The organism is Thauera sp. 63, assembly GCF_000310165.2.
In the GTDB taxonomy this organism is placed as follows: domain Bacteria; phylum Pseudomonadota; class Gammaproteobacteria; order Burkholderiales; family Rhodocyclaceae; genus Thauera; species Thauera humireducens.
Window position 1 is genome coordinate 104,253 of the sequence record NZ_AMXC01000009.1, and the last position, 22,582, is coordinate 126,834.

22 protein-coding genes are annotated in these 22,582 nt (G+C 64.9%); 8 read left to right on the plus strand and 14 right to left on the minus strand.

The annotated features are described in order from the left end of the window. Positions 1-44 precede the first annotated feature (44 nt). Both C664_RS10270 and C664_RS10275 read left to right on the plus strand, forming a co-directional pair. On the plus strand, positions 45-1,502 hold the full coding sequence (locus C664_RS10270; RefSeq protein ID WP_004259014.1) for a DEAD/DEAH box helicase: 1,458 nt from the start codon (positions 45-47) through the stop codon (positions 1,500-1,502). A 101-nt stretch (positions 1,503-1,603) separates the two neighbouring features. Continuing rightward, positions 1,604-2,911 carry an EAL domain-containing protein gene (locus tag C664_RS10275; RefSeq protein WP_004259017.1) on the plus strand — a complete coding sequence of 436 codons (1,308 nt, stop codon included), beginning with the start codon at positions 1,604-1,606 and terminating at the stop codon, positions 2,909-2,911. Here C664_RS10275 and C664_RS10280 read toward each other — a convergent pair. The 5 genes from C664_RS10280 to C664_RS10300 all read right to left on the minus strand — a co-directional run bounded on the left by C664_RS10280 (position 2,905) and on the right by C664_RS10300 (position 7,151). Further along, positions 2,905-3,234 carry a hypothetical protein gene (locus C664_RS10280; RefSeq protein ID WP_004259020.1) on the minus strand — a complete coding sequence of 110 codons (330 nt, stop codon included), beginning with the start codon at positions 3,232-3,234 and terminating at the stop codon, positions 2,905-2,907. The genes C664_RS10275 and C664_RS10280 overlap by 7 nt on opposite strands. Before the next feature lie 95 nt (positions 3,235-3,329). Further along, positions 3,330-4,709 (minus strand): NAD(P)(+) transhydrogenase (Re/Si-specific) subunit beta, encoded by a 1,380-nt coding sequence (locus C664_RS10285; RefSeq protein ID WP_004259022.1) that lies wholly within the window; start codon positions 4,707-4,709, stop codon positions 3,330-3,332. After that, complete coding sequence (locus tag C664_RS10290; RefSeq protein ID WP_004259024.1) at positions 4,710-5,012, minus strand: NAD(P) transhydrogenase subunit alpha; 303 nt, start codon at positions 5,010-5,012, stop codon at positions 4,710-4,712. It lies immediately after the preceding gene. 12 nt (positions 5,013-5,024) lie between these two features. Continuing rightward, on the minus strand, positions 5,025-6,149 hold the full coding sequence (locus C664_RS10295) for an NAD(P) transhydrogenase subunit alpha (RefSeq protein WP_004259028.1): 1,125 nt from the start codon (positions 6,147-6,149) through the stop codon (positions 5,025-5,027). Positions 6,150-6,389: 240 nt separating this feature from the next. Further along, complete coding sequence (locus C664_RS10300; protein ID WP_038011482.1) at positions 6,390-7,151, minus strand: PP2C family protein-serine/threonine phosphatase; 762 nt, start codon at positions 7,149-7,151, stop codon at positions 6,390-6,392. Positions 7,152-7,342: 191 nt separating this feature from the next. On the opposite strand from C664_RS10300, the gene C664_RS10305 reads away from it, so the two are divergent. From C664_RS10305 to proB, 5 genes are all read left to right on the plus strand, one after another. Beyond that, positions 7,343-9,049 (plus strand): SulP family inorganic anion transporter, encoded by a 1,707-nt coding sequence (locus tag C664_RS10305; protein WP_038011484.1) that lies wholly within the window; start codon positions 7,343-7,345, stop codon positions 9,047-9,049. 134 nt (positions 9,050-9,183) lie between these two features. Then, positions 9,184-9,495, plus strand: a complete 312-nt coding sequence (rplU, locus tag C664_RS10310) for a 50S ribosomal protein L21 (RefSeq protein WP_004259044.1) — start codon at positions 9,184-9,186, stop codon at positions 9,493-9,495. Positions 9,496-9,515: 20 nt separating this feature from the next. Continuing rightward, on the plus strand, positions 9,516-9,779 hold the full coding sequence (rpmA, locus tag C664_RS10315) for a 50S ribosomal protein L27 (RefSeq protein ID WP_004259048.1): 264 nt from the start codon (positions 9,516-9,518) through the stop codon (positions 9,777-9,779). 84 nt (positions 9,780-9,863) lie between these two features. Beyond that, positions 9,864-11,033 (plus strand): Obg family GTPase CgtA, encoded by a 1,170-nt coding sequence (gene cgtA, locus C664_RS10320; RefSeq protein ID WP_004259051.1) that lies wholly within the window; start codon positions 9,864-9,866, stop codon positions 11,031-11,033. A gap of 108 nt (positions 11,034-11,141) precedes the next feature. Next, positions 11,142-12,257, plus strand: a complete 1,116-nt coding sequence (gene proB, locus C664_RS10325) for a glutamate 5-kinase (RefSeq protein ID WP_004259054.1) — start codon at positions 11,142-11,144, stop codon at positions 12,255-12,257. A 78-nt stretch (positions 12,258-12,335) separates the two neighbouring features. On the opposite strand, the gene C664_RS10330 is transcribed toward proB, so the two are convergent. The 4 genes from C664_RS10330 to C664_RS10345 form a co-directional block, all read right to left on the minus strand. Further along, entirely contained in the window at positions 12,336-14,642 is a 2,307-nt protein-coding gene (locus C664_RS10330) for an efflux RND transporter permease subunit (RefSeq protein ID WP_004259058.1), read from the minus strand. A 40-nt stretch (positions 14,643-14,682) separates the two neighbouring features. Then, the gene (locus tag C664_RS10335) at positions 14,683-15,945 is read right to left on the minus strand and encodes a DUF1302 family protein (RefSeq protein WP_004259061.1); all 1,263 of its coding nucleotides are present in this window, start codon (positions 15,943-15,945) and stop codon (positions 14,683-14,685) included. A 53-nt stretch (positions 15,946-15,998) separates the two neighbouring features. Next, a complete protein-coding gene (locus C664_RS10340; RefSeq protein WP_232435090.1) occupies positions 15,999-16,769 on the minus strand; it encodes an outer membrane lipoprotein-sorting protein in 771 nt (256 codons plus the stop codon). Between the two features lie 151 nt (positions 16,770-16,920). Further along, positions 16,921-17,793, minus strand: coding sequence for a ThiF family adenylyltransferase (locus C664_RS10345; protein ID WP_004259067.1), 873 nt, complete (start codon positions 17,791-17,793; stop codon positions 16,921-16,923). Between the two features lie 277 nt (positions 17,794-18,070). Between C664_RS10345 and C664_RS10350 the strand changes: the two genes are divergently transcribed. Next, positions 18,071-18,868: a PEP-CTERM sorting domain-containing protein gene (locus C664_RS10350; RefSeq protein ID WP_004259071.1), complete on the plus strand. Its 798-nt coding sequence runs from the start codon at positions 18,071-18,073 to the stop codon at positions 18,866-18,868. A gap of 120 nt (positions 18,869-18,988) precedes the next feature. Here C664_RS10350 and C664_RS20325 read toward each other — a convergent pair whose 3' ends face one another. The 5 genes from C664_RS20325 to C664_RS10370 all read right to left on the minus strand — a co-directional run bounded on the left by C664_RS20325 (position 18,989) and on the right by C664_RS10370 (position 22,571). Next, positions 18,989-19,774: a GNAT family N-acyltransferase gene (locus C664_RS20325; RefSeq protein WP_004259075.1), complete on the minus strand. Its 786-nt coding sequence runs from the start codon at positions 19,772-19,774 to the stop codon at positions 18,989-18,991. A gap of 146 nt (positions 19,775-19,920) precedes the next feature. After that, complete coding sequence (locus C664_RS10355) at positions 19,921-20,676, minus strand: PEP-CTERM/exosortase system-associated acyltransferase (protein WP_004259080.1); 756 nt, start codon at positions 20,674-20,676, stop codon at positions 19,921-19,923. Further along, entirely contained in the window at positions 20,669-21,469 is an 801-nt protein-coding gene (locus C664_RS10360) for a methyltransferase domain-containing protein (RefSeq protein WP_004259082.1), read from the minus strand. Before C664_RS10360 ends, C664_RS10355 begins: the two co-directional genes overlap by 8 nt. Before the next feature lie 207 nt (positions 21,470-21,676). Continuing rightward, entirely contained in the window at positions 21,677-22,279 is a 603-nt protein-coding gene (locus tag C664_RS10365; protein WP_004259088.1) for an acyl carrier protein phosphodiesterase, read from the minus strand. 43 nt (positions 22,280-22,322) lie between these two features. Next, complete coding sequence (locus C664_RS10370; protein ID WP_004259091.1) at positions 22,323-22,571, minus strand: acyl carrier protein; 249 nt, start codon at positions 22,569-22,571, stop codon at positions 22,323-22,325. Positions 22,572-22,582 lie beyond the last annotated feature (11 nt).

Below are 22,582 nucleotides of genomic sequence, written 5' to 3' on the forward strand. Positions count from 1 at the left end.
AATCCGGCGGTCGGCTGTCGACCGCGTCCACCCCAAAGGCACCCATGAGTTTCGCCGATCTCGGCCTCATACCCGAACTTCTCAAGGCCGTCGCCGACGCCGGTTATACCGAGCCGACGCCGATCCAGCGCCAGGCCATCCCCACCGTCATTGCCGGCCACGATGTCATGGGCGGCGCCCAGACGGGCACGGGCAAGACGGCCGGTTTCACCCTGCCGCTGCTGCACCGCATCGCCCGCCACGCCAACACCAGCACCTCGCCGGCACGCCACGCCACGCGCGCATTGATCCTCGCGCCCACGCGCGAGCTGGCGATGCAGGTCTACGAGTCAGTCAAGACCTACAGCAAGCATCTGCCGCTGCGCTCGATCTGCGTCTATGGCGGGGTCGACATCAAGCCCCAGCAGGCCGAGCTGCGCCGCGGCATCGAGGTGGTCATCGCCACACCGGGCCGCCTGCTGGATCACGTCGAACAGAAATCGATCAACCTGTCCCAGGTCGAAGTGCTGGTGCTCGACGAAGCCGACCGCATGCTCGACATGGGCTTCATTCCCGACATCAAGCGCATCCTCGCCTTGCTGCCGGCCAATCGCCAGAGCCTGCTGTTCTCGGCCACCTTCTCCGACGAGATCAAGAAACTCGCCGACCAGATGCTGAAGAACCCGCAGCTGATCGAGGTCGCTCGCCGCAACATGGTGTCGGAGACGATCACCCACCGCGTGCATCCGGTGTCATCAGGTATGAAGCGCAACCTGCTGGCGCATCTCCTGCGCCACCAGCCCGACACCCAGGCGCTGGTATTCGTCGACACCAAGCTCGCCTGTGGCCGGCTTGCGCACTTCCTCGAACGCCACGGCATCTCCGCCGACGCCATCCACGGCGACAAGGGGCAGCAACAACGCACCGAAACACTCGAGGCTTTCAAGAGCGGCAAGCTGCGCGTACTGGTCGCCACCGACGTGGCGGCACGCGGTATCGACATCGACGAACTGCCGTATGTGATCAACTTCGAGCTGCCGCACACGGCCGAAGACTATGTGCACCGCATCGGCCGTACCGGCCGGGCCGGCCATCAGGGCAACGCGGTGTCGCTCGTGTGCGCGGAAGAAAAGCACCGCCTCGCCGAGATCCAGAAGCTGATCAAGCTCGAGATTCCACAGGAAGTCGTGCCCGGCTTCGACCCCGAGCCGGAGTTCTTCGAGGCGGGCAGCCGCTCGCGTTCCCGGCGGCCGGCCTCCACCCCGGCCGAGGAGTCGCCCCGTACGCCGCGCGCCAGCAGCGGACGTGCGCCGGGTCCGGTCGGTACGCGCCCCTCGCGGCATAAATCGCCCATCGCGGCAGACGGCTTCGACTTCAGCAAGCCTTACGAACCCACCGCAGCAACCGGTTCGGCGCCCCCACCCGAACTCCAGCCCACGCTGGCAGCGCAGGGCAAACCCGATCCACTGCGTCGCCCGCAACGCCCCATTGCGGTGTTGCTTGGAGGCCTGGGCCGGAAATAGGGCATTCGGGGCGGCTTATTCGATCATCGGCGGCACAGTGGCGTAAAGTATTCTCGGATCGTTGCCGTAGATCCTGAACATCCTTCGAGAACCTGCCGCCCGTGAACATTCCAGGACGCCCGCCCGGCGCGCCATCCCCTGCCGAACCCTTCGTACCCGACCTTTCCGAAGGCGCGGAGGCTGGCGTCTATCTCGCGCTGCTCGAACTCATCGACGAAGGCCTTATCATCACCGGCGACGAGTTCATCCTCGACGCCAACAGTGCCGCCTGCCACCTGCTCGGACGTGACTATCGACAGGTTGCCGGCCGCTCGCTCAGCGCGCTGTTCCCGACGGAAGAAGCTTTCCTCGACGTGCGCGCCCGGCTGCTGATCCAGGGCGAGCGCCGCAGCCTGATCACCGTCGCCTTGCCCGAAGGCGGCACGCGCGAACTCCAGGTGTTGTGCGCCCCGCGCCTGCGTCCAGGCCTGCACGCCCTCATTCTCAGCCCGGCTGGCACACACCCGCAGCGACTCGGACAACTCGCGGCAGACCCCACGTCGCAGCACTTCGCCTCGCACATCGAATCCAGCCAGCTGCGGTCTGCCCTGCCTGGCACGCGCATGCTCGAGGGCACCGCCTGGCAGTCGGGGCTGGATGCTTTTGAAACCGGCCTGCGCTCGGCGCTGGACAACGGCAACCTCACCCTGCACTTTCAGCCGCTCGTCGAGACCCGCTCCGGGCGACTGTGCGCCGGCGAGGCCTTGCTGCGCTGGCAGCACCCCGAACTGGGACTGATCCCCTTCGGCCGCTTCAAGGGTGCACTCCGCGACCCGCAGCTGATCGCGCGCCTCGGCGACTGGGTCCTGAACACCGCTTGCCGCTATGGCCGCCTGTGGCCCGCGGGCCCTGCCGGTCGACAGCCTCCGCGACTGACCGTGAACGTCGCCACCGAACAACTGTTGCACGGCGACTTCGCGGAATGCGTGCGCCTCGTACTCGAGAACAGCAATCTCGCCCCCGACCGCCTGGAGCTCGATCTCGACGAGCGAATCCTGGAGACGGACAGCCCCTCCTTGTTGCAGACAATGACGACGCTGTCGGCAATGGGTGTCCGGCTCGCGATCGACGACTTCGGTCGCGGCATGTCTTCCATCCGGCGCCTGAAGCGCTATCCGCTCAAGGCGGTGAAGCTCGATCCTGACCTGGTGCGCGGTGTCGGTCGTGACGAGGAATGCGAAGCCGTGGTGGAGGCGATGGCAGGCATGGCTGCGACACTGGGGCTCGAGGTCTTTGCACGCGGCGTCGAAACCCGCGCCCAGCAGGACTTCCTGTGTGCACTCGACTGCCACCTGCAGCAGGGACCGCTGTTCGGGCCGCCGCTCGACGCACAGGCCTTCGTGCGCAGCCTACGCACTGCCATTCAGTAGTCCATCAAGCTGGCGCAGGTTTCGTCGCGCCCGGTCAGGCGGCCGAAGCGCGTCAACTGTTCGCGCACGAAATCGTCGCTCACGCGGCGGTCTGCGCAGTAATCGCGCAACTGCATCGCGTACGCCAGGTTCTGCATATCTGCGACCGTCCTGCCGATGGCCGGAAAGCGGTAATTGTCCGTCCGGCGCCACTCTGGGACGGCAGGCAGCTTGACCGGCTCCACATCGCGGGCGGCGGGCGCGGCCGGCTGCCCGCCCTGCTGGGCCTGAACGGCAGACGCGCCCAACAGGGCGACAAGAATCAGAGCACGCTGAAATGACATCGGGCCGCAACCGGAGGAAAGATGCCTCCGATTACGGCCCGATCGTACCTAAGCTTGAGCCCTTCCCGCCAGCCTGACGGCCGGCGGTTACAGGATCAGGCCTCCAGCGCCTTGACGTGGGTGATGACCTCACCGATGGCCTGCTGCGCGCTGCCGTAGAGCATGCGGCAGTTGTCCTTGTAGAACAGCGCATTCTCGATGCCCGAGTAGCCTGCGCCCTTGCCGCGCTTGACGACGATCACGTTCTGCGCCATGTCCACGTTCAGGATCGGCATGCCGTAGATCGGGCTGGTCTTGTCGGTGCGTGCCACCGGATTGACCACGTCGTTCGCCCCGATCACCAGCGCCACGTCCGCCTGCGGGAAGTCGGCGTTGATCTCCTCCAGATCGAAGATCTTGTCGTAGGGCACCCCGGCCTCGGCCAGCAGCACGTTCATGTGGCCCGGCATGCGCCCGGCCACCGGGTGGATCGCGAAGACGACCTCCACGCCGCCCTCTTCGAGCAGCTGCGCCATCTCCCACACCTTGTGCTGCGCTCCGGCCACCGCCATGCCGTAGCCCGGCACGATGATGACCTTGCTCGCGTAGCGCATCACCGAGGCGGCGTCGAGCGCGGAGAACTCCTTCATCGTGCCCTCGATCGCCTCGCCTTCGCCGCCCGCGGCCGCGCCGCTCAGCGGTGTGAAGATGACGTTGGAGATCGGCCGGTTCATCGCCTTGGCCATCAGCTGCGTGAGCAGCGTGCCCGAGGCGCCCACCACGATGCCCGCCACGATCAGCGCCGGGTTGCCCAGCACGTAGCCCTCGAAGCCCACCGCCAGTCCGGTGAAGGCGTTCAGCAGCGAGATCACCACCGGCATGTCGGCCCCGCCGATCGGGCTGGTCAGCACCACCCCCAGCGCCAGCGCCAGCACGAAGAACAGCACGATGAGCACCGACGCGGGCGCATCCGACACGATGATCGCCAGGCCCAGCAGCGCGGTGACCGCGGCGAGCGCGACGTTCACCAGGTTCTGCTGCGGCAGCCGGTAGGCGTTCTTCATGATGCCCTGCAGCTTGGCGTAGGCGATGCACGAGCCGGAGAACGCCACCGAGCCGATCAGCGCGCCGAGCACCGCCAGCGTGGCCACCACCGGGCCATGCACCTCGCCGCGGGCGAACTCGAGCGCGGCGATCGCCGCCGCCGCCCCGCCGCCCATGCCGTTGTAGATGGCGACCATCTGCGGCATGTCGGTCATCTTCACCGTCTTGCCGCTCCACCACGCCACCGCCCCGCCCGACACGATGGCCAGCACCATCAGCCCGACGTTGTTCAGCTCGGGCGTGAAGAAGGTCACCACCGTCGCCGCGACCATCGCGTAGCCCGCCCACACGATGCCCTTTCTCGCCGTGACCGGCGAGCTCATCGCCTTGAGCCCCAGGATGAACACCACCGCGACCGCAAAGTAGGACGCCTGAATGAATCCGTTGACCATTTATGCGCCCCCTTCCTTCTTGTTGCCACCCTTGAACATCGCCAGCATGCGCTCGGTGACGACGTAGCCGCCCGCGGCGTTGGCCGCACCGAGGAACACCGCGACGAAACCGATGAGAAGCTGCACCGGATCGTCCGGGTCGGCGTGGCCGAGCACCACCATCGCCCCCACCAGCACCACGCCGTGCACGAAGTTCGAGCCCGACATCAGCGGCGTGTGCAGGATCACCGGCACGCGCGAGATCACTTCGTATCCCGTGAACGCGGCCAGCATGAAGATATACAGCGCTGCAATTCCTTCCATGATCGTTCTCCCTTACAGCCCCAGGACCTGCTTGACGCCAGCGTGGCGCACTTCGCCCGCGTGCGTGAGGCAGGCACCGGCCATCACCTCGTCGTCCCAGTCGAGCGCGAGCGCGCCGTCCTGGATGAAGGGCGAGATGAAGTTGAACAGGTTCTTGGCGTACATCTCCGACGCATGCACCGGCATGCGGCTGGGGATGTTGACCGGTCCGATCACGAGCACGTCGTGGATCCAGACCTTCTCGCCCGCCACCGTGCCTTCGACGTTGCCGCCGGTCTCGGCCGCCATGTCGACGACGACCGCGCCCGGCTTCATCTTCGCCACCATCTCGGCGGTGATGATGCGCGGCGCGGGCTTGCCCGGAATCGCCGCGGTGGTGATGAGCGCATCGCACTGCGCGACGGCCTTGGCCAGGCGCTCGGCCTGCCTGGCCTTCTCCTCGTCGGTGAGCTCGCGCGCGTAGCCGCCCGTGCCCGCCGCCGACACGCCGGTGTCGACGAACTTGGCGCCCAGCGACTCGACCTGCTCGCGCGTCTCGGGCCGCACGTCGTAGGCCTCGACCATGGCGCCGATGCGCCGCGCGGTGGCGATGGTCTGCAACCCCGCCACGCCACAGCCGATCACCAGCACCTTGGCCGGGCGGATCGTGCCGGCGGCGTAGGTGAGCATCGGAAAGAACTTCGGACTATGGTCGGCGGCGATCAGCGCGCACTCGTAGCCCGCCACCGCGCCCTGCGAGGACAGCGCATCCATGCTCTGCGCGCGCGAGATGCGCGGCAGGAGTTCGAGCGCGAACGCGGTGACCTGGCCTTCGGCCAGCTGGCGCGCGCGCGCGGCGCTCGCCCACGGCTGCAGCATGCCCAGCAGCACGGTGCCCGGCTTCAGCTGCGCAATCACGTCCTCGGTCGGCGGTTGCACGCAGAACACCACGTCCGACTGCGCGCACACCTCGGCCGCGCTCGCGGCAAACGTCACGTCCGCAAACACCGCGTCCGGAAAGTGCGCCGGCACTCCCGCGCCCTGCTGCAACACCACCCGGGCCCCCAGGCCCAGATACTTTTTCACGACATCCGGTACGACCGACAGGCGTCGTTCGCCGGAAGCAGTCTCCGCTAGCACTCCGATGGTCAGAGGCATGGGCTGTTCCTCCCTGTTTGATCAATGGCTCGAAAGCCGTCTTCACCTGAATTTCGCGCCGGGAGCCACTTGTCGTTATATCTCCCTGCCCATTGTGTGATGGCCGGCGCGTCGGCCATATTACCGGCATTCGATCAGCCGGCAATAATCTTGACGGTATATGGGGAAGCCGCCTGCAGGCCTGCGAGCGCGAGCGGACACCTTCCCGCAGGACCGCGCCCCGGGAGGAAGCCCCTGCACTCAGCGCGCAGCGCTGGCGAGAGGCACGAGCTTGACGATGATCAGGGAGATGTTGTCGCCCGCACCGCCCGCGCGCTCGCGCGCCATGGCGATCAGGCGCTCGGCCGCCTCACGCGGCGGCGCGGACTGGATGGTCGAAGCCAGTTCGACGTCGGTGAAGTAGGCCCACAGCCCGTCGGAGCACAGCAGGAAGGCATCGCCGGCATCGGGGGACTCGAGCATGCCGTAGTCGACCCTCGGCTCTCTCTCGCTGCCGAGACAGGACAACAGCACGTTGCGCTGCGGATGCCTCAGCGACCCCTCTTCGTCGAGGCGCCCCTTGCGCATCAATTCGCCGACGAGCGAATGGTCGCCGCTGCGCGACACCGTCTCGGTGCCGCGGAAGTGGTAGATGCGTGAATCCCCGCAATGCGCCCAATACGCTCTGCCCTGCTCCATCAGGAATGTCACGGCCGTGCTGTGCGGGTCCTTCTCGCTGGTAAAGCGCGTGAGCTTGATGACGACATGCGCTTCGTCGATGACGCTCGACAACAACTCCTGCGGCGTCTCGTGTCCGGGCGCATACACCTCGAGATTCTGCTTCGCGCGCATGATGACCTGCTCGGCCGCCATTGCCCCGCCACTATGGCCGCCCATGCCGTCCGCCAGGACGGCGAGCATGACGCCCGGCCTCTTCGGATGAGCGAACAGCCCTACGCGGTCCTGTTGTTCGGCGCGGTCGCCGATATGCATGGCGACACAGGTTTCAGCAGAGAATGCCATTTGAGATGCATGGATGACGGTGACGGAATCATACCAACCGCCCAAGCCAGCGCGCGGCCGAAACCCGCAGCGGCGCGCCCTGCCTGCGGACCCGCGTGACGGATTTCACGACCAGACCCAAACTGGGGCGTCAGCAGGTCGCATGCGCGCATTTGCTACCATGGCGCCCATCGATCCGTTGCTCCCTTCCGATGACCGCGCGCTTACGCCCAGAAAGAATTCTCCCCGCACTCGCCTGGCCGCGGCACTGGGCGGATGGCGGGCTGCGCGGCGATCTGCTGGCAGGCTTGACCGTCGCGCTGGTCATGATTCCCCAGGCGCTGGCCTACGCCAAACTCGCGGGACTGCCGCCGCAGGTCGGCCTGTATGCCGCCCTGCTACCCGCCGTGGTCGCCGCGCTGTTCGGTTCCTGCGGCCAACTGTCCACCGGCCCGGTCGCCCTCACCGGCCTGCTCGTCGGCGCCAGCCTCCTGCCGCTTGCAGGAAGCGACCCCGAGCGCCTGATCGGACTCGCCCTGCTGCTTGCACTGTTGTCCGGACTCATCCAGCTCGCACTGGGCGTCCTGCGCCTGGGCTGGCTGCTGAACCTGCTGTCGATGCCTGTTCTGATGGGTTTCGTGAACGCAGCGGCGCTGATCATCTGCCTGACGCAGGTTCCCGCGCTGTTCGGCATCGCCCTCGCGCAGGACGAACACCTGGTGATGGGCGTGGTACACATGCTGACCGACAACCGCGACCTCCACGCGACCTCGGTCGCCTTCGGCCTCGGCACCCTGGGGGCCTTGCTGACGATGAAACGCCTCGCACCACGCCTGCCAGGCGTGCCGATCGTGGTCGCGGCAAGCACTGTGGCGTCGGCGCTGCTGGGATTCGAGGCAGGCGGCGGCGACGTGATCGGCCACATTCCGCAGTCTCTGCCAGCACTCAGCCTGCCACCCTTGCGGCCCGAGCTTGCCATGACGCTGCTGCCAGCCGCCTTCGTGGTCGCGATGGTCAGCTTCATGGAAGCCGCGTCGAGCGCCAAGCTGATCTCCGGCCGTACCCGCCAACCCTGGGACCAGGATCAGGAGTTGATCGGCCAGGGCCTGGGCAAGGTCGCCGCCGCCTTCACCAGCGGCATGCCCGTCAGCGCCTCGTTCTCGCGCTCGGCGCTCAACTACGCCAGCGAAGCGCGCACCGGGCTGTCGTCCGTGGTGACGGCAGCGATCGTGCTCATCGTGCTGCTCTATCTCACACCCCTGCTCTGGCACCTGCCCAAACCCGTGCTCGCCGCCGTGATCCTGCAGGCGGTCAGCGGCCTGATCGACCTCAAGGTGTTGCGACGCGCGTGGCGCGCAAACCGGGACGATGGCATCAGCGCGGTCCTTACCTTCATTGCGACGCTGGCATTTGCGCCCAACATCCAGAACGGCATCTTCACCGGCCTGATCCTGACGCTGGCCCTGATGGTCTATCGCAGCATGCAACCGCGCGTCGTCCAGCTCGGCCTTCACCCGGACGGCACCTACCGCGACCTTCACCGCTTCGGGCTCACCCACCCCGATCCGCGGGTCGTGATCGTCCGCTTCGACAGCCCGCTGACTTTCGTCACCGCCGCCTCCTTCGAGGACGGACTGCTACGCGCCGCGCGGGCACAGCCCGACGTGCGGACCGTGCTGGTGTCGGCGGCCGGCATCAACGAGATCGATGCCACCGGGCTCTACACGCTCGCCGGGCTGATCGAGCGCTTTCACGCCCAAGGCCAGTCGATCGCCTTCTGCGGTCTCAAGAAGCAGGTGATCGACGCCATGGAACGCGATGGCCTGTGGCCGCGCATCGCTGACATCGCCGCCTACCGCACCGAACAGCAGGCACTCAGGGCATTGCTGCACAAGCCGCCAGCCGCGACGCCCGCGTGAGCCCCTGCGCAGCGGTTCGCGATCTGCCTTGCGATGGCGGACGAGAAGCGTATGCTGCTGATTGGCATTGACTTTCGCGACCCCGCCAGTTAGAGTGCGCGATTCTTTGCAAACCCATCAACTGGAGCAACACCATGTACGCGGTGATAAAAACCGGTGGCAAGCAGTATCGCGTTGCCGCTGGCGAAAAGATCAAGGTAGAACAGATACCGGCCGACGTGGGTTCCGAAATCACCATCGACCAGGTTTTCATGGTCGGTGAAGGCGAGTCCGTGAAGATCGGCACGCCGGTGGTCGCCGGAGCTTCCGTCAAGGCGACCGTGGTTTCGCACGGCCGTCACGACAAGATCAAGATTTTCAAGATGCGCCGCCGCAAGCACTACCAGAAGCACCAGGGGCATCGTCAGAACTACACCGAGCTTCGCATCGAAGCGATCTCGGCCTAAGGCGTAGGGGGTAATCCGACATGGCACACAAAAAAGCTGGCGGTAGTTCGCGCAACGGCCGCGACTCGGAATCGAAACGCCTCGGCGTGAAGCGCTACGGTGGCCAGTTCGTGCTCGCCGGCAACATCATCGTTCGCCAGCGCGGCACCGAATATCACCCGGGCGACAACGTCGGCATCGGCAAGGATCACACGCTGTTCGCGCTGAAGGATGGCGTTGTACAGTTTGCGGTCAAGGGCCCGTCGAAGCGCCGCACCGTGATCATCGTGCCCGAAGCGGCCTGATCACTGGCGCCACGCGCTTTTGCAGTACAAAAGCCCTATCCTTGCGGTAGGGCTTTTTCATTTTTGGATCAAGGTTGATCAGGCATGAAGTTTTTTGACGAAGCCCGCATCGAAGTCTTCGCCGGCGACGGCGGCAACGGCGCGGCCACCTTCCGCCGCGAGAAGTTCATTCCCAAGGGCGGCCCCAGTGGCGGCGACGGCGGGCGAGGCGGCAGCGTGTACGCAGTGGCCGACCGCAACCTCAACACCCTGATCGACTACCGCTACACCCGCAGCTTCCGCGCCGAACGCGGCGAGAACGGCGGCAGCCGCGACTGCTATGGCAAGGGCGGCGACGACATCACGCTGCGCTTCCCGGTGGGCACGGTGATCCGCAACCTCGAGACCGAGGAGCTGATCGCCGACCTCGACGAGGACGGCAAGAAAGTCCTGATCGCCCGAGGCGGCCGTGGCGGCCTGGGCAACATCCACTTCAAGTCCAGCGTCAATCGCGCTCCGCGCAAGAAGACCATGGGCCAACCAGGCGAGCAGTTCAGCCTGCACCTCGAGCTGAAGATCCTCGCGGACGTCGGCCTGCTGGGCATGCCCAACGCCGGCAAGTCCACCTTCATCCGCAGCGTGTCGGCAGCCAAGCCGAAGGTCGCGGATTACCCTTTCACCACGCTCGCACCCAACCTGGGCGTGGTCCGCACGTCCGAGAACCGCAGCTTCGTCATCGCCGACATCCCCGGCCTGATCGAGGGCGCGGCCGAAGGCGCCGGCCTGGGCCACCAGTTTCTGCGTCACCTGCAGCGTACCCATGTGCTGCTGCACCTGGTCGACCTCGCCCCTTTCGACCCCGAGGCCGACCCGGTCGCCGACGCCAAGGCCATCGTCGAGGAACTGCGCAAATACGACGAGGCGCTCTACAACAAGCCGCGCTGGCTGGCGCTGAACAAGCTCGACCTGATTCCCGAGGAAGAACGCGCCGAGCGTGTTGCCGCGTTTCTCGAGGCCTACGGCCCGGTGGAACGGCACTTCGAGATCTCCGCGCTGAAAGCTGAGGGCACGAAGGCGCTCGTCTTCGCGATCCAGGATTTCCTCGACGCCGAACGCGCCCGCATCGAAGCCGAACGTGCAGAGCGCCTGGCCGCCGAGACGGCCCGTCTTGCAGCGATCGAGGCCGAGCGCGCCGCCGCGGATGCAGCGTACGAAGCCGAAGCCCTGGACGAGGACGACCTGCCCGAGGACGCATCCGGCGACGAATTGCGCTGACCTCTGCGCCGCCCCCTGCGCGGCGTCCATCCGGCCGCGCGGGGCGCGGCGGACACAAACGCATTGACCCCCGCATTGACCCCTGTTGACCCAAGGTTTGCAGCCCAGATGAGAACCAAGATCCGCAACGCCCGCCGCCTCGTCGTCAAGGTCGGCAGCGCACTCGTCACCAATAACGGCGCCGGACTCGACAAGGACGCACTGGACGACTGGGCGAGGCAGATCGCTGCGCTGCGCACGGAAGGCCGCGAGGTGACCCTCGTATCTTCCGGCGCCATCGCCGCCGGCATGCAACGTCTGGGCTGGAGCAAGCGCCCCCAGGAGATGAGCAGGCTGCAGGCTGCCGCAGCCGTCGGCCAGATGGGGCTGGTGGAGGCCTATGAGAAGGCCTTCTCGCGCCACGGCCTGCACACCGCGCAGATCCTGCTGACGCACGAGGACCTGGCCGACCGCACGCGCTACCTCAACGCCCGCAGCACCCTCACCACCCTGCTCGAACTCGGTGTCGTGCCGATCATCAACGAGAACGACACCGTGGTCACCGACGAGATCAAGTTCGGCGACAACGACACCCTGGGCGCGCTGGTCGCCAACCTGCTCGAAGCCGATGCGCTGATCATCCTGACCGACCAGCAAGGCCTGTACACCGCCGACCCGCGCAAGGACCCGGCGGCGACGCTGATCTCCGAAGGCCGCGCCGAGGACCGACAGTACGAGTCCATGGCGGGCGACGCCGGCACCGGCATCAGCAAGGGCGGCATGATCACCAAGATCCGCGCCGCCCAGCGCGCCGCCCGCAGTGGTGCGCACACCTGCATTGCCAGCGGGCGCGAGCAGGATCCGCTGCTGCGCCTCGCTGCCGGCGAGGCCCTCGGCACCCTCCTCTATGCGACCAGCAGCCCGCTGCAGGCGCGCAAGCAATGGCTCGCCGACCATCTCCAGCTCGCAGGCGATCTCGTCATCGATGATGGTGCCGTCGCCGCGCTGAAGAGCGGACGTAGCCTGTTGCCGGTTGGCGTCGTTGCAGTGCGCGGCGATTTCGAGCGCGGCGCGGCGGTCACCTGCCGTACCGCGGACGGCGAGGAAGTCGCGCGCGGCCTGGTCAACTACAGCGCCACCGAATGCCGCCGCATCGCACGCAAGCCGACGGGGGAAATCGAGACGCTGCTGGGCTACGTCGACGAACCCGAAGTCGTCCATCGCGACAACATGGTCGTACGCTGAAGGCGCGCATCGGGCCCTGCAGTCCGCAGCGCCCGATGCGCGGCTGAAACTCCACCGGCAGGCGGCCGTCCCCCAGTCTCAGGCCGACAGGAAGCGGTATCGCGTCCTGAACCGGCCCCACAGCACGAGCAGCGCGGGCAGCATCAGCAGCTCCATCAACTGTCCCGCCAGCAGGCCGGTGGCCGTGAGCAGACCGAAGTTGGAGGTCGGGACGAAGCTCGACGTACCCAACAGCAGGAACTGCGACACCAGCAGCAGCGAGATCGCCACCACCGCGCGCCCCGAGGCTTCGAAGCTGCGCGCGACCGAGAACACGACGCTGCGCCCCTGCTCCCGGCGCGCCAGGTAGTTGTGGAAAAGGTGGATGGTGTCATCCACCGTGATGCCCAGCACGACCCCCGCGATCAGCACCGTCGCCATGTCCAGCGGAATACCGGTGCCCCCCATCAGCGTGAACACGAAGAACAGCGGAGCGAGGTTGGGAATCATGCCGATCACCGCCGCCGGCAACGAGCGCCACAGCAGGAACATGATCAGGAAGATCTGACCGAACGCACCCAGGAAACTATGCAACTGGCCGACGACGAGCAGATCCTCCTGATCGGCGAACAGGCGGCCGTACCCCGCCAGCTCCCACTTCAGCGCAGGATCATCCACCGTCGCGATCAGGGCCTCGATGCGATCGATGACACCCTGGATTTCGTTCGCGCCATGCACGTTCACGTTGAGCAGGATGCGCATGCGCTGGTACTCGTTGTTCACCAGTTCCTGCAGATCGCGGCCGTCATAGATCAGGAGAAGCTGGCTGAGCAGGCGGTCGTCGTCAGGCAGGCGACGGAAAGCCTCGTCCTCCTCGTTAAAGGCCCAATGCATCTCCTCGACGATATCCATCATCGACAGGCTGCGATCGACCTCGGGCAGCGCCTCGACCTGCATCTGCAGGGCCTTGATCGCCTGCAGCCGCTTCGCATCCTTGAAGGCGTCGCGCCCCGGCCCGTCGATGACGATCTCCAGCGCGGTGACCCCCACCAAGGTTCGCTCCACCCTGTCCGTCGACTGGGTCAACGGATGCGATGCGGTGAAGAACTTCAGCAGATCGGACTCAGCCTGCACCTTCAGCGCAAGCGGAATCGCCGCGACAGCCAGTACAACGGCACCGCCAACCACCCAGCCCGCGCGGCGCATGCCGAAGCTCGCAAACGCATAGGAGATGCGCTTGGTCCACGCAAACCCGCCCCCGCTCTTGGGCCACGGCCCACGGTCGTACTTCACCAGCAGCGGCGGCACGAGGTAGAACACCACGAAGTAGATGACCACGACACCGACCGCGCTGATCGCGCCGAACACCTGGATCGGCGGGATCGGCACCAGCACCAGGCTGATCATGCCGGCGGCCGTGGTCAACACGTTGAACATCGCCGGCGAATGCACGCTCTGCAGCGCGAACACCACGCGCTTGGGGCGCCGGAAACCGGCATCCCGCATGCGCTTCAGCGCCGCGTAGAGATGCAGGAGATTGCCGACCGTGTAGGCGGACAGCAAGGTCGGGATCATCGCGGTGACCAGGGTGTACGGCAGCCCGAGAGCCGCGATCAAGCCGACGCAGGCGATCACCACGGTGCTCATCGCCACCGCGCCGATCACGATCGGCACGATGCGCCCGACCACCCAGTAAAGCAGCGCCAGGCCCAGACCCATCACCAGCGGCGTGAAGACGAGCGTGTCGCGCACCATCGAGCGCAGTTGCGCAGCATCGAGCGCCACCGTACCGGCCACCGCGGTCAGCCGCTCATCCACCGCCTCCTCGCCCACCGCATCGTAGAGCGCCTGTTCTACGGACTGGCGCTGCCGGCTCTCCTGCAGTTTGTGCGTGCGCACCACCAATGCGAGCACCTTGCCGTCGCGCGAGGCAAGCCAGCCGGGCATGAAGCGGTCGGCCAGCACACGCTGCAAGCGCTCATCGGCCGTCCCCTCGTCCAGCCGTTCCGGATCGATCAGGGGCTCGACGACGAAGCCGTCCGCACTGCCTGCAATGTGATCGACCCGAGTGACGGAGAACACCCGATCGACATCGGGGTGCGCTTCCATGCGCCCGGCGACGCGGTCGAGCGCGCCGAGCACTTCGGACGAGTAAAGATCGTCACCCTCGAACAGGGCGATGAGGATCTCGTCGTTCGGAAACTCCGCCCGCAGTTCGCGTTCCAGCACCGTCGCCGGCGCATCCGACGGAAAGTAGAGCTCGGGGGCATTGTTGAGTTCGAGACGGAGCAGCAGCGCACCGCAGATCAGATGGATGATCAGGATGATCGCCATCGCCGGCCGCCTGCGAAGCAGCTGGGGTTGCGTCACGCGCAGCAGGATGCGTTGCAGCCAGGACCTCAGCATGGACGCGAACCGATTTCCCTCACTCGCTCACCCTGCCGCCTCAGAACGAGGCCTGCCAGCCCACCGACACGCTGTCGTTGCGCTCGTAGAAGCCGCCCAGGGTCTGCTCGGCGCCACTGAACAGGTGAGCAGCGACGAAGATCTCGTGCTGGTCGATACCGGTGTAGGTGAGGCGCGGATTCAGGTAGAAATCGCGTGTGCCCAGCCCCGCAACGAAGCGCAGATCGGCCCGCCAGCGACCGAGCGCGAACGGATGCTCGATCTCGCCCGTGAGGGCGTAGACCTCGGTCCGGTCGAGCACCGCCTCATCGGTCATCACCCGGTGGGCGGCAAGCTGGAGCGTCAGGCGAGTCTCGCCGTCACCCGGGAACAGCTCAGCCCCGATCACCACGTCGTAACCGGGCGCCGTGCGGTAGCCGAAGCGCCGTGTCGTGAGCGGCACGTCACTCGTCCATGCGGCCTCCATGCGCCACGTGGCGCCGCCGCGCTCGGTCTCGAACTCGGCCCCCACCGTGGTGCTGTAGGGATGAACCGCCTGCAGCGTGCCACCCATCAGCTTGTAATAGGGCTGCGACTGGCGCACGCGCTGGATGCTCAGGCCGTAGTCCATGCCATCCGCTTCACGGGTGAAACGCAGCCCGCCGCCGCCACTGCTGTCGTTGTCGGCCTCGCGAACGCGCACGCCGACCAGTGCCGGGAAGGTACCGATGCCGAAAATCCGGCCGCGGCGCACATCGACGGGGTGCCAGACGCTGTCGCGATGCGGCATCACGGCGTCGTCGAAAGCCGGCAGCAGCACTGCATCGAGCTTGTAGTCCTCGCCGAAGTGTTCCGCTCGCAGCGCAGGCACCGCACGCCGGCGTTCAGGCAGCTTGTCGAGCACCGCGCGCGTCAGGTCGGCCCGACTCATGCGATCGATCGGCGAGATCTCGTCCACCCGGCCCCACATGATGTTCTGCGTGCCAATCGTCAGCCGCAGGTCATCTCCGCGCCAGCGAAGATAGTTCTCGGTGTAGTCGCCTCGCGCGCGGTTGAAATCACGGCCGCCGAACTGCGTCAGCACGTCGAAACGCATGCCAAGCGCGTACTCCAGGTCCCCACTGCCGCCCTTGGCGCTGACCGCCCCGCGCAACAGGCCGGACCCGGAGGTTCCCGGATCATCGGTGAAGCCGCCCACTTCCAGTCGCAGTGACTCGGCACGCACGCTCAGACCATCGGCATGCAACTTCGACGTCGATGTCAGGCCCAGCGCCAGCATGCAGGCCGCCATGGCACGACGTCGCCGCTCAAACATGAAACGCATCTCACACTCCCGCATTGTTGTTCTTTTCGCCATCACGCCCGAAACCGGCACCATCAAGGGCGGAACTCTCGTTCCATGCGCTCGTCCTCGAGCGCCTTCGAGCTGAACAGACGTTCGGGCAGGCGCCGATCGTAGGCGATGCTGCGCACCGTCAGGCGCGTCTGATGCCCGCTGCTCAGGTCGGTGAGCGTGCTGTCCATCACCGTCCAGTAGCCCTGAACCTGCTCCCGCCGCTCCACCCGCAGCCGCTTGCTGGGCGCCTGCGGATCCTTCTCGAAGAAATCGATCCGCAAGGGCAGGTGGGACGCGGGATCGATCCAGCTCACGCGCCGCTTGTAGACCGAATTGCCCGCCTCGACCGGAATGCTCTCGAGCACATCGCACTCCACGCCGTCGACGACCTCGCGACCCAGCAGACGATGTTCGTCCATGCTTGGTTTGCGGTCGCGCAAGTCCTCGTAGTAGTAGTCCGAGTTAACGAAGCGGCCGCCCTTGCGGTTCGAGTCCACCCGGCGGACGCGCTGCAGGGCGGGCAGGTAGATCCACTGGTTCGAAGCGCCGTCGGCCGCGTCTATCGTCAGCAGGCCGGTGCCCTCGATGTCTGCCGGCTCGGTGAAGCGGATCAGGGTGGACACCTCGCCCTCCGGGGCGCTGCGCCGGTACAGCAGCATCGACCTCAACCGCGGGCTGCGCCCCTCCTCGACGAGCGCCATGGTGACCGCCGACGTGGCGTCTTCGCCATCGGGACGGTCATAGACGCGCTGAGCCAGCGCCATGCCGGCTTCGTCCGCCATCGCAGCGCCGGCCAACAGGAGTCCCGACACGAAAAACGCCAATGCCCGGGCCAGACAACCGCCAGACAGCCTGCCTGTTCCAGTCAACATCACCCCCTCCAGATCAAGCAGCCGAGCCATGCACCGGCATGCGAGGCCGATTCTAACCCACACACCCGGCGCAGGCTGCCGGATTCCGCGCTCACGCGGTCGGGCTCAGCTTCTCGAGCCGTTTCTTCGCAACGAAGCTCTTGATCCGCTGCAGCGGGTTGCGGTTGCCCAACCACAGGCGGCGGTGGCGGAAACGCCCGAGGCGCGCATCGAGGTAGGTGTACCACGGCACGCAGCGCAGTTCCTCAGGGTGCAGCAGCGCAACCAGCGCCTGCGTCGTGATGAAGCCAGTGCACAGCTTGCATCCCGCCACCGAACTCGGCCCCTTGCGTGCCTTCAGGTTGATGAACTTCGGATCCAGATATTTCAGGTGGTACATCTCGGGGGCGAAGCCGAGCATGAACTGCACGATCTTCTCGTCCTCGCTCATGTGGGGGGTGATCGCAAAATAATCTGCATACGGCATGCCCTCCGGACCAAAAGCCAGCACCCCCGCACCCAACCCCAACGGCACCGCTGCCACTGTCGCCAGCCCGCGCGCACTTGCCGCATTGATCAACAACGGATGCATATCCACAGCGAATGCATCCACTGCATCGATCGCCAGATCCACACCGGTCAGGAACGCGTCGATATTCCCCGTGGAGATCCCTTCCGGGAAGGTCTTGATGCGCAGCGCGGGATTGATCTGCAAGGCATACTCGACCATGACATCGAGCTTGCGCCGCCCAATCGTGCCCATGTTTGCGCCGTATTGCCGATTGAAGTTGACCAGTTCGAATTCGTCGAACTCGGCGAGGTGAAAGCCGCCAACGCCCGCTCGCACCAGGCTGATCAGATAATCGCCCCCGACCCCCCCCATGCCGGCGATCGCCACGGTGGCATTGCGCAGACGCTGATGTTCATCGGGACTGACGACGCCGAGGTTGCGGCTGAAGGCTTCGTTGTAGTCGAAGGAGCTCAAGATAATTTCCTAGAATGCTTGGAGTTGCAGCATCTTTTCCCATCAACGGTCGCTTTACAAGCATTCCGGTCAAGTCCCCGGGGGCATTCTTGACGCGCCACCAGCCGCACCGCACCTAGGCAGTGTCGAACTTTTTTACACCACTTCCTTCTTTTTGAGACAATAAACCTTTAAGCCTTTGTTTTTTATAAACTAAAAAACTCCGGCACAGAAGATGCTACATGATTGCTGAGGCGTACTCGGAAGCGACCGGTACCCGTAAACCGTGGGGGAAATCATGAAACTCAACAAACTCGCAGCAGTACTGGCCGCTTCGTCGATGCTGGCGTCAGGGGTCGCCATGGCTGAACCTTTCTACATGGATGTCAGCCAATTCACGGCGTCGTATGCACAAGACGGCAAAACCGCAAACATCTTCCAGCTGGCAGTAGATTGGAACGCCACCTCCACCTACATTGATGACAATGGCTTGGCTGGGCTCAATCTGGGCGACTCGGTAATTGACAGCGGCTTTGGCACTGTTACGGGTTTCCTTGGCAGTAACGGTGGAGGAATCTTCGGGTCCAATAACAACGAAGGCATCGGCAGCAACTACCAGATTCGCTTCGCGTATGACGATCTGCAAGGCAAGATCGCTGCGATGAGCACAACCAGCTCTGCGATCTTGGCCGCGTATTCTTCCGGCACTATTAACGTTTACGGGTCGGCCATCGATGGCGACGGGAATATCGTCGGCATCGAGTCGCAACTCCTCAAATTGAATGTCTTCGGGAGCGGAGGGGATCTGGCGAACGCAATCATCTTCGCGACCGTATCGGACCCGCTCCCTGGCACGTGGTTCTTCCCACCGGCAGTTGATTGGAGTTCCCTGACTGTCGCTATCAACATGCGCTTGGACACGAACCTGGACACGAGAACGCCCCCGGCAGACATCGGTGACGGCAGGTTTACCCGAACGACGACACTGAATGGCAGTGTTGAGTTCAATCGCGTCCCCGAACCGAGCGCGCTCGCCCTGCTTGGAATCGGCCTCTTCGGTCTCGGTGCTGCCCGCCGACTCAAGAAGGCTGCCTGACCTAGCTTAGGTGCTTCGTAAAGAAGCCGCACAGTTTTGCTGTGCGGCTTCTTTTTTAGGGGTGCTCAGCAGCACGGATAGACCGCCCGCCGCGAAAAGCTCCCCCGGCCCCTTCCCAGTTCAGAACAACAGTCTCTCTTCCGCTGACACGGGCAATGAAACGGCCCCACGCATCGTGCCTGAACGCACATCTGCCCGGGATGCGTCTGCAAACTCATCGCCCCCGACGATGAACCCATACAGATCTGCGTTTCGTCCCGCCAACACAGCCCTTGCGTGTTGCAAATCAATGAGATAAGGCCGCTTTGCGGGTATCACGTCGCGTGAAACCGGTCCCGCAGCCTTGAACGCAAACCCAAGGCGTGCATAGAGACGGGCAAGCGAAGGCTCCATTGCAGCAAAGCAATGCGAAATACCGTACCGCCCCATCAGTCGAAAGATCTGCCGATATAGGCCAAGCGCGATAAAGGCGCCGTGACGGCGGAAATCGCCCAGATCGATCTGGCCATTGCCTTCACTGGCTGCCAAGACGCTCCGGCGACGTGAGAGGGTTTCATTACTCCGCCACCGCCGAAGCCCGGGCGCCAATGTCAAGCGCCCTATCTCTCCAACGCGGTCAACAGGCACCTCCCCACAGAACTGAAGTGAGTATCGGGCGCTGACGTTTAGCCCATTGGGGCCAGGAAGAATAAGCCGAGAGCAAGCGAGGGCTTCCCTCGTATCCCGAGCGCGACAAAAGATGTGCAGGCTGTGAACATCGAATTCGTCGGTTTCGGCCCTGCTGTCCCCTGACGACGGAATGCGCTTCAGTTCTTCGCAGAAGACGGCGTGGCGAAGCGCAAGATAGTCCTGATAGTCCTTCGAACCAGGACTGACAATCAGGTACTCAACGTTCTGCAAGACCATGCTCACTCCGCGGACACACGGATCTCCACTCGACCCGTTTGCATGTCATCAATTGCGGCAAAGATATCGAAGCACCACCGTCGATGCTTTGAATGAAGTGTAAAACTCTTCGTGACACAAATCACGCCAACTCTGTCGTCAGCGTGCTAGCCAGCAGCAGACTCCCCGCCGGCCCGCATGAACTCAAGCAGAGAGGCCTCCCTCTCCCCCAGACTGCGCTCCATTTCCTGTGCGCTGATCAGGAAGACGCGACGCGGAGGGCTCACCGCCTCATTGACAGGCCCAACGGGGACAAAGGGAAACCCGAGGGCGACAAGCAAGCGGCTGAAATGGCTGTCCATCGCAGCCACGCAGTAGTCGATACCCAGTTGCCGGCAGAGTTGATACACCTCGCGGTACATCCCGAGCACGAGTTCGGGCTGGTGACGGCGAGCACCCTCCCGCTTACCGGACATTTCCTCTTCGGGACTGCCCTGAATCTTGCCCTGGTCAGCATGCCGCCGACGGAAATGCGGGGCGATAGCCATTCGCGAGATTTCGCCAGTGTTGTCATCCCTCGCATCCGCATACGGCAGAGGACGATCGATCGTGTAGCGGGGCGTGACGTTGAGTCCGTGCAAATTGGGCAGGATGACACGGACGAAACCCGCAACGGTCTGTGTCGGCTTGTGCGTCGCCAGGAAATGGCGGCTGTACGGATCGTACTGATCCGTCTCGATCGGATTGCCGTTGCTCGACATCGCATTCGGCGGCTCGACACGCCCGAGCTCCTCACAGAAGATCTCATAGCGCGCTTCGAGATAACGCTCATACGCCGACGTGCCGGGCAACACTTCCTCGAAGCTGAAATAACTCGTCTCCATGCTCAGTTCCTGTTCCTGATCCGCTTCGATGTCATACATTCTTCTGTCCGGACACGATGAACACGCCGGCCGCCACCAGACGGCGCCCGGCCGCGACATCTGCCGCCAGATCCTCATAGAGTTTGCGCGCGTCGACACTCTCGCCAAGCAGGGACGCCTTGTAACCCAGCAGGATGTTGAAGAGGACGCCAAAGGGCAACTCGGTGCTGGTCAGCGACATGACGCGGGCCTTCACGTTCGAGAAGCCCGCATGCCGCATCATCCCGGGTAGTTTGCGGCCGATGAAGCGATCGCCGCCTTGCGTGTGCTGCACAGCCTGCGCCGACTGCATCACCTCGGTCACGCGCGACTCCTCGGGATGGAAGATGACCAGGCCGTCGTCCGAATCGACCGCACAGAACACCCCACCAGGTCGCAGCACGCGAAAGACCTCGTCGACCACAGCCTGCGGACCGGGCACATGTTGCAGCACGAAGCGTGCATACCCGAAATCAATGGACGCATCGGCCAGTGGCAGCGCGTTGCCATAGGCCTGATGCGGATGAAGACCTCGTGCCGGCGGCTTCTTGACGTTCTCCGGCAGCTGCCTCAACAGGGCCGCGTTCGGCTCCACCGCATGAAGGCTGCCGTCGGGGGCGAGCTCGCACAACAGGTCCGAAACGTAACCCGGCCCACTGCCGATTTCCAGCACGTCGTGTCCCGCCTGAATGCCGGCTGAGCGCAGGATCGAGGCTTCGATACCCCGCACCGCCATTGCCTGCTGGCGCAGGCGTTCGGTCTGAAACGCTGCGTCGTTCAAGGCATCGAAATCGTAAGAGCCGGTACTTGTCATGATCAGTTTCCAATGGCGCGGGCCGGCACCCGGGAGCCGCATGATGCCTTGCTTACGGCGACGCGGCCCGCTGAATGACGCACCAAGTATTTTGCTGCAGTTAAGGAACTATTGCACGCTTCCGACCGCGGAATTTGACAATTGTCATCCCCGGCCAATGCGACGGCATACGTATTGCGCAGGACGGCCTCCGATCTCTGCGACGGGCTACGCCGAATCGGGCGTTTCCCGTCGATGCAGCCAGTTCCGGACGAAGGCCTGAGCCTCCGGCAACCAGCACGCAAAGTCATCGGCAAATCCCGTTTCGTCGGCGATGAACTCCAGCTCGGCCTGCGCGATGGGATTTGGCTGTCGCGCACGCAGCGACATCCTCGCCAGGACGTCTGCAATGCCTTCGATCCTCGTGTAGCTCTGAAGCCAGCCTTCGCGCGCCATCATCGACAGCGCGGGTCGCGCCGCAGGCGGCAGGTCCTGCAGGCGGCCGCCTATGTGCGCGTATACCCGGGCGCAGTAGTCATCCAGCGGCCTGTCATGATGTGCCTCCCATGCACGTGCGAGCAGGTGGTCGTAAAAGATGTCGACGAGCACACCTGCATAGCGCCGCCGCGAGGCAGAGACTCGCGTCCGGCTCCTACAGAAGGCAGGATGCGTCTCGGCGAACACGTCGATCGCGCGGTGCAACGCGACGCCGCGCGCAAGGTCGACAGGCAGGACGCCGGGCAGCGTTCCCTTGATCCAGTCGCCGACCACGCCCCCTACGATCAGGGCGGGGTCGTCACCGGCAAGCAGGGCATGGGCGAGGAAGTTCATGGGCGCCTGGCATCGGAGCGTTGTCGCCCCACACGAGTGCGAACTAGCAAGTCATCCGCCCTTGCAGATAGGCCACCAGGTCGGCCAGCGTGACCAGGCGACGATAGTCGGCCTCGGGGATGCTGACCTTGAGCCGCTCGGAGAGGCCGATCAGGAAGTTCAGCCAGTCCATCGAGTCCAGATCCACTTGCTGGCGCAAGGGGCGGTCCGGGCGCAACTCGCTGCCCTCGACTTCAGGGGCGATGGACTGCAGCGTTTCGATGAGGACGGCAAGCAGTTCGGTGTCGTTCATGGCGACGCTCT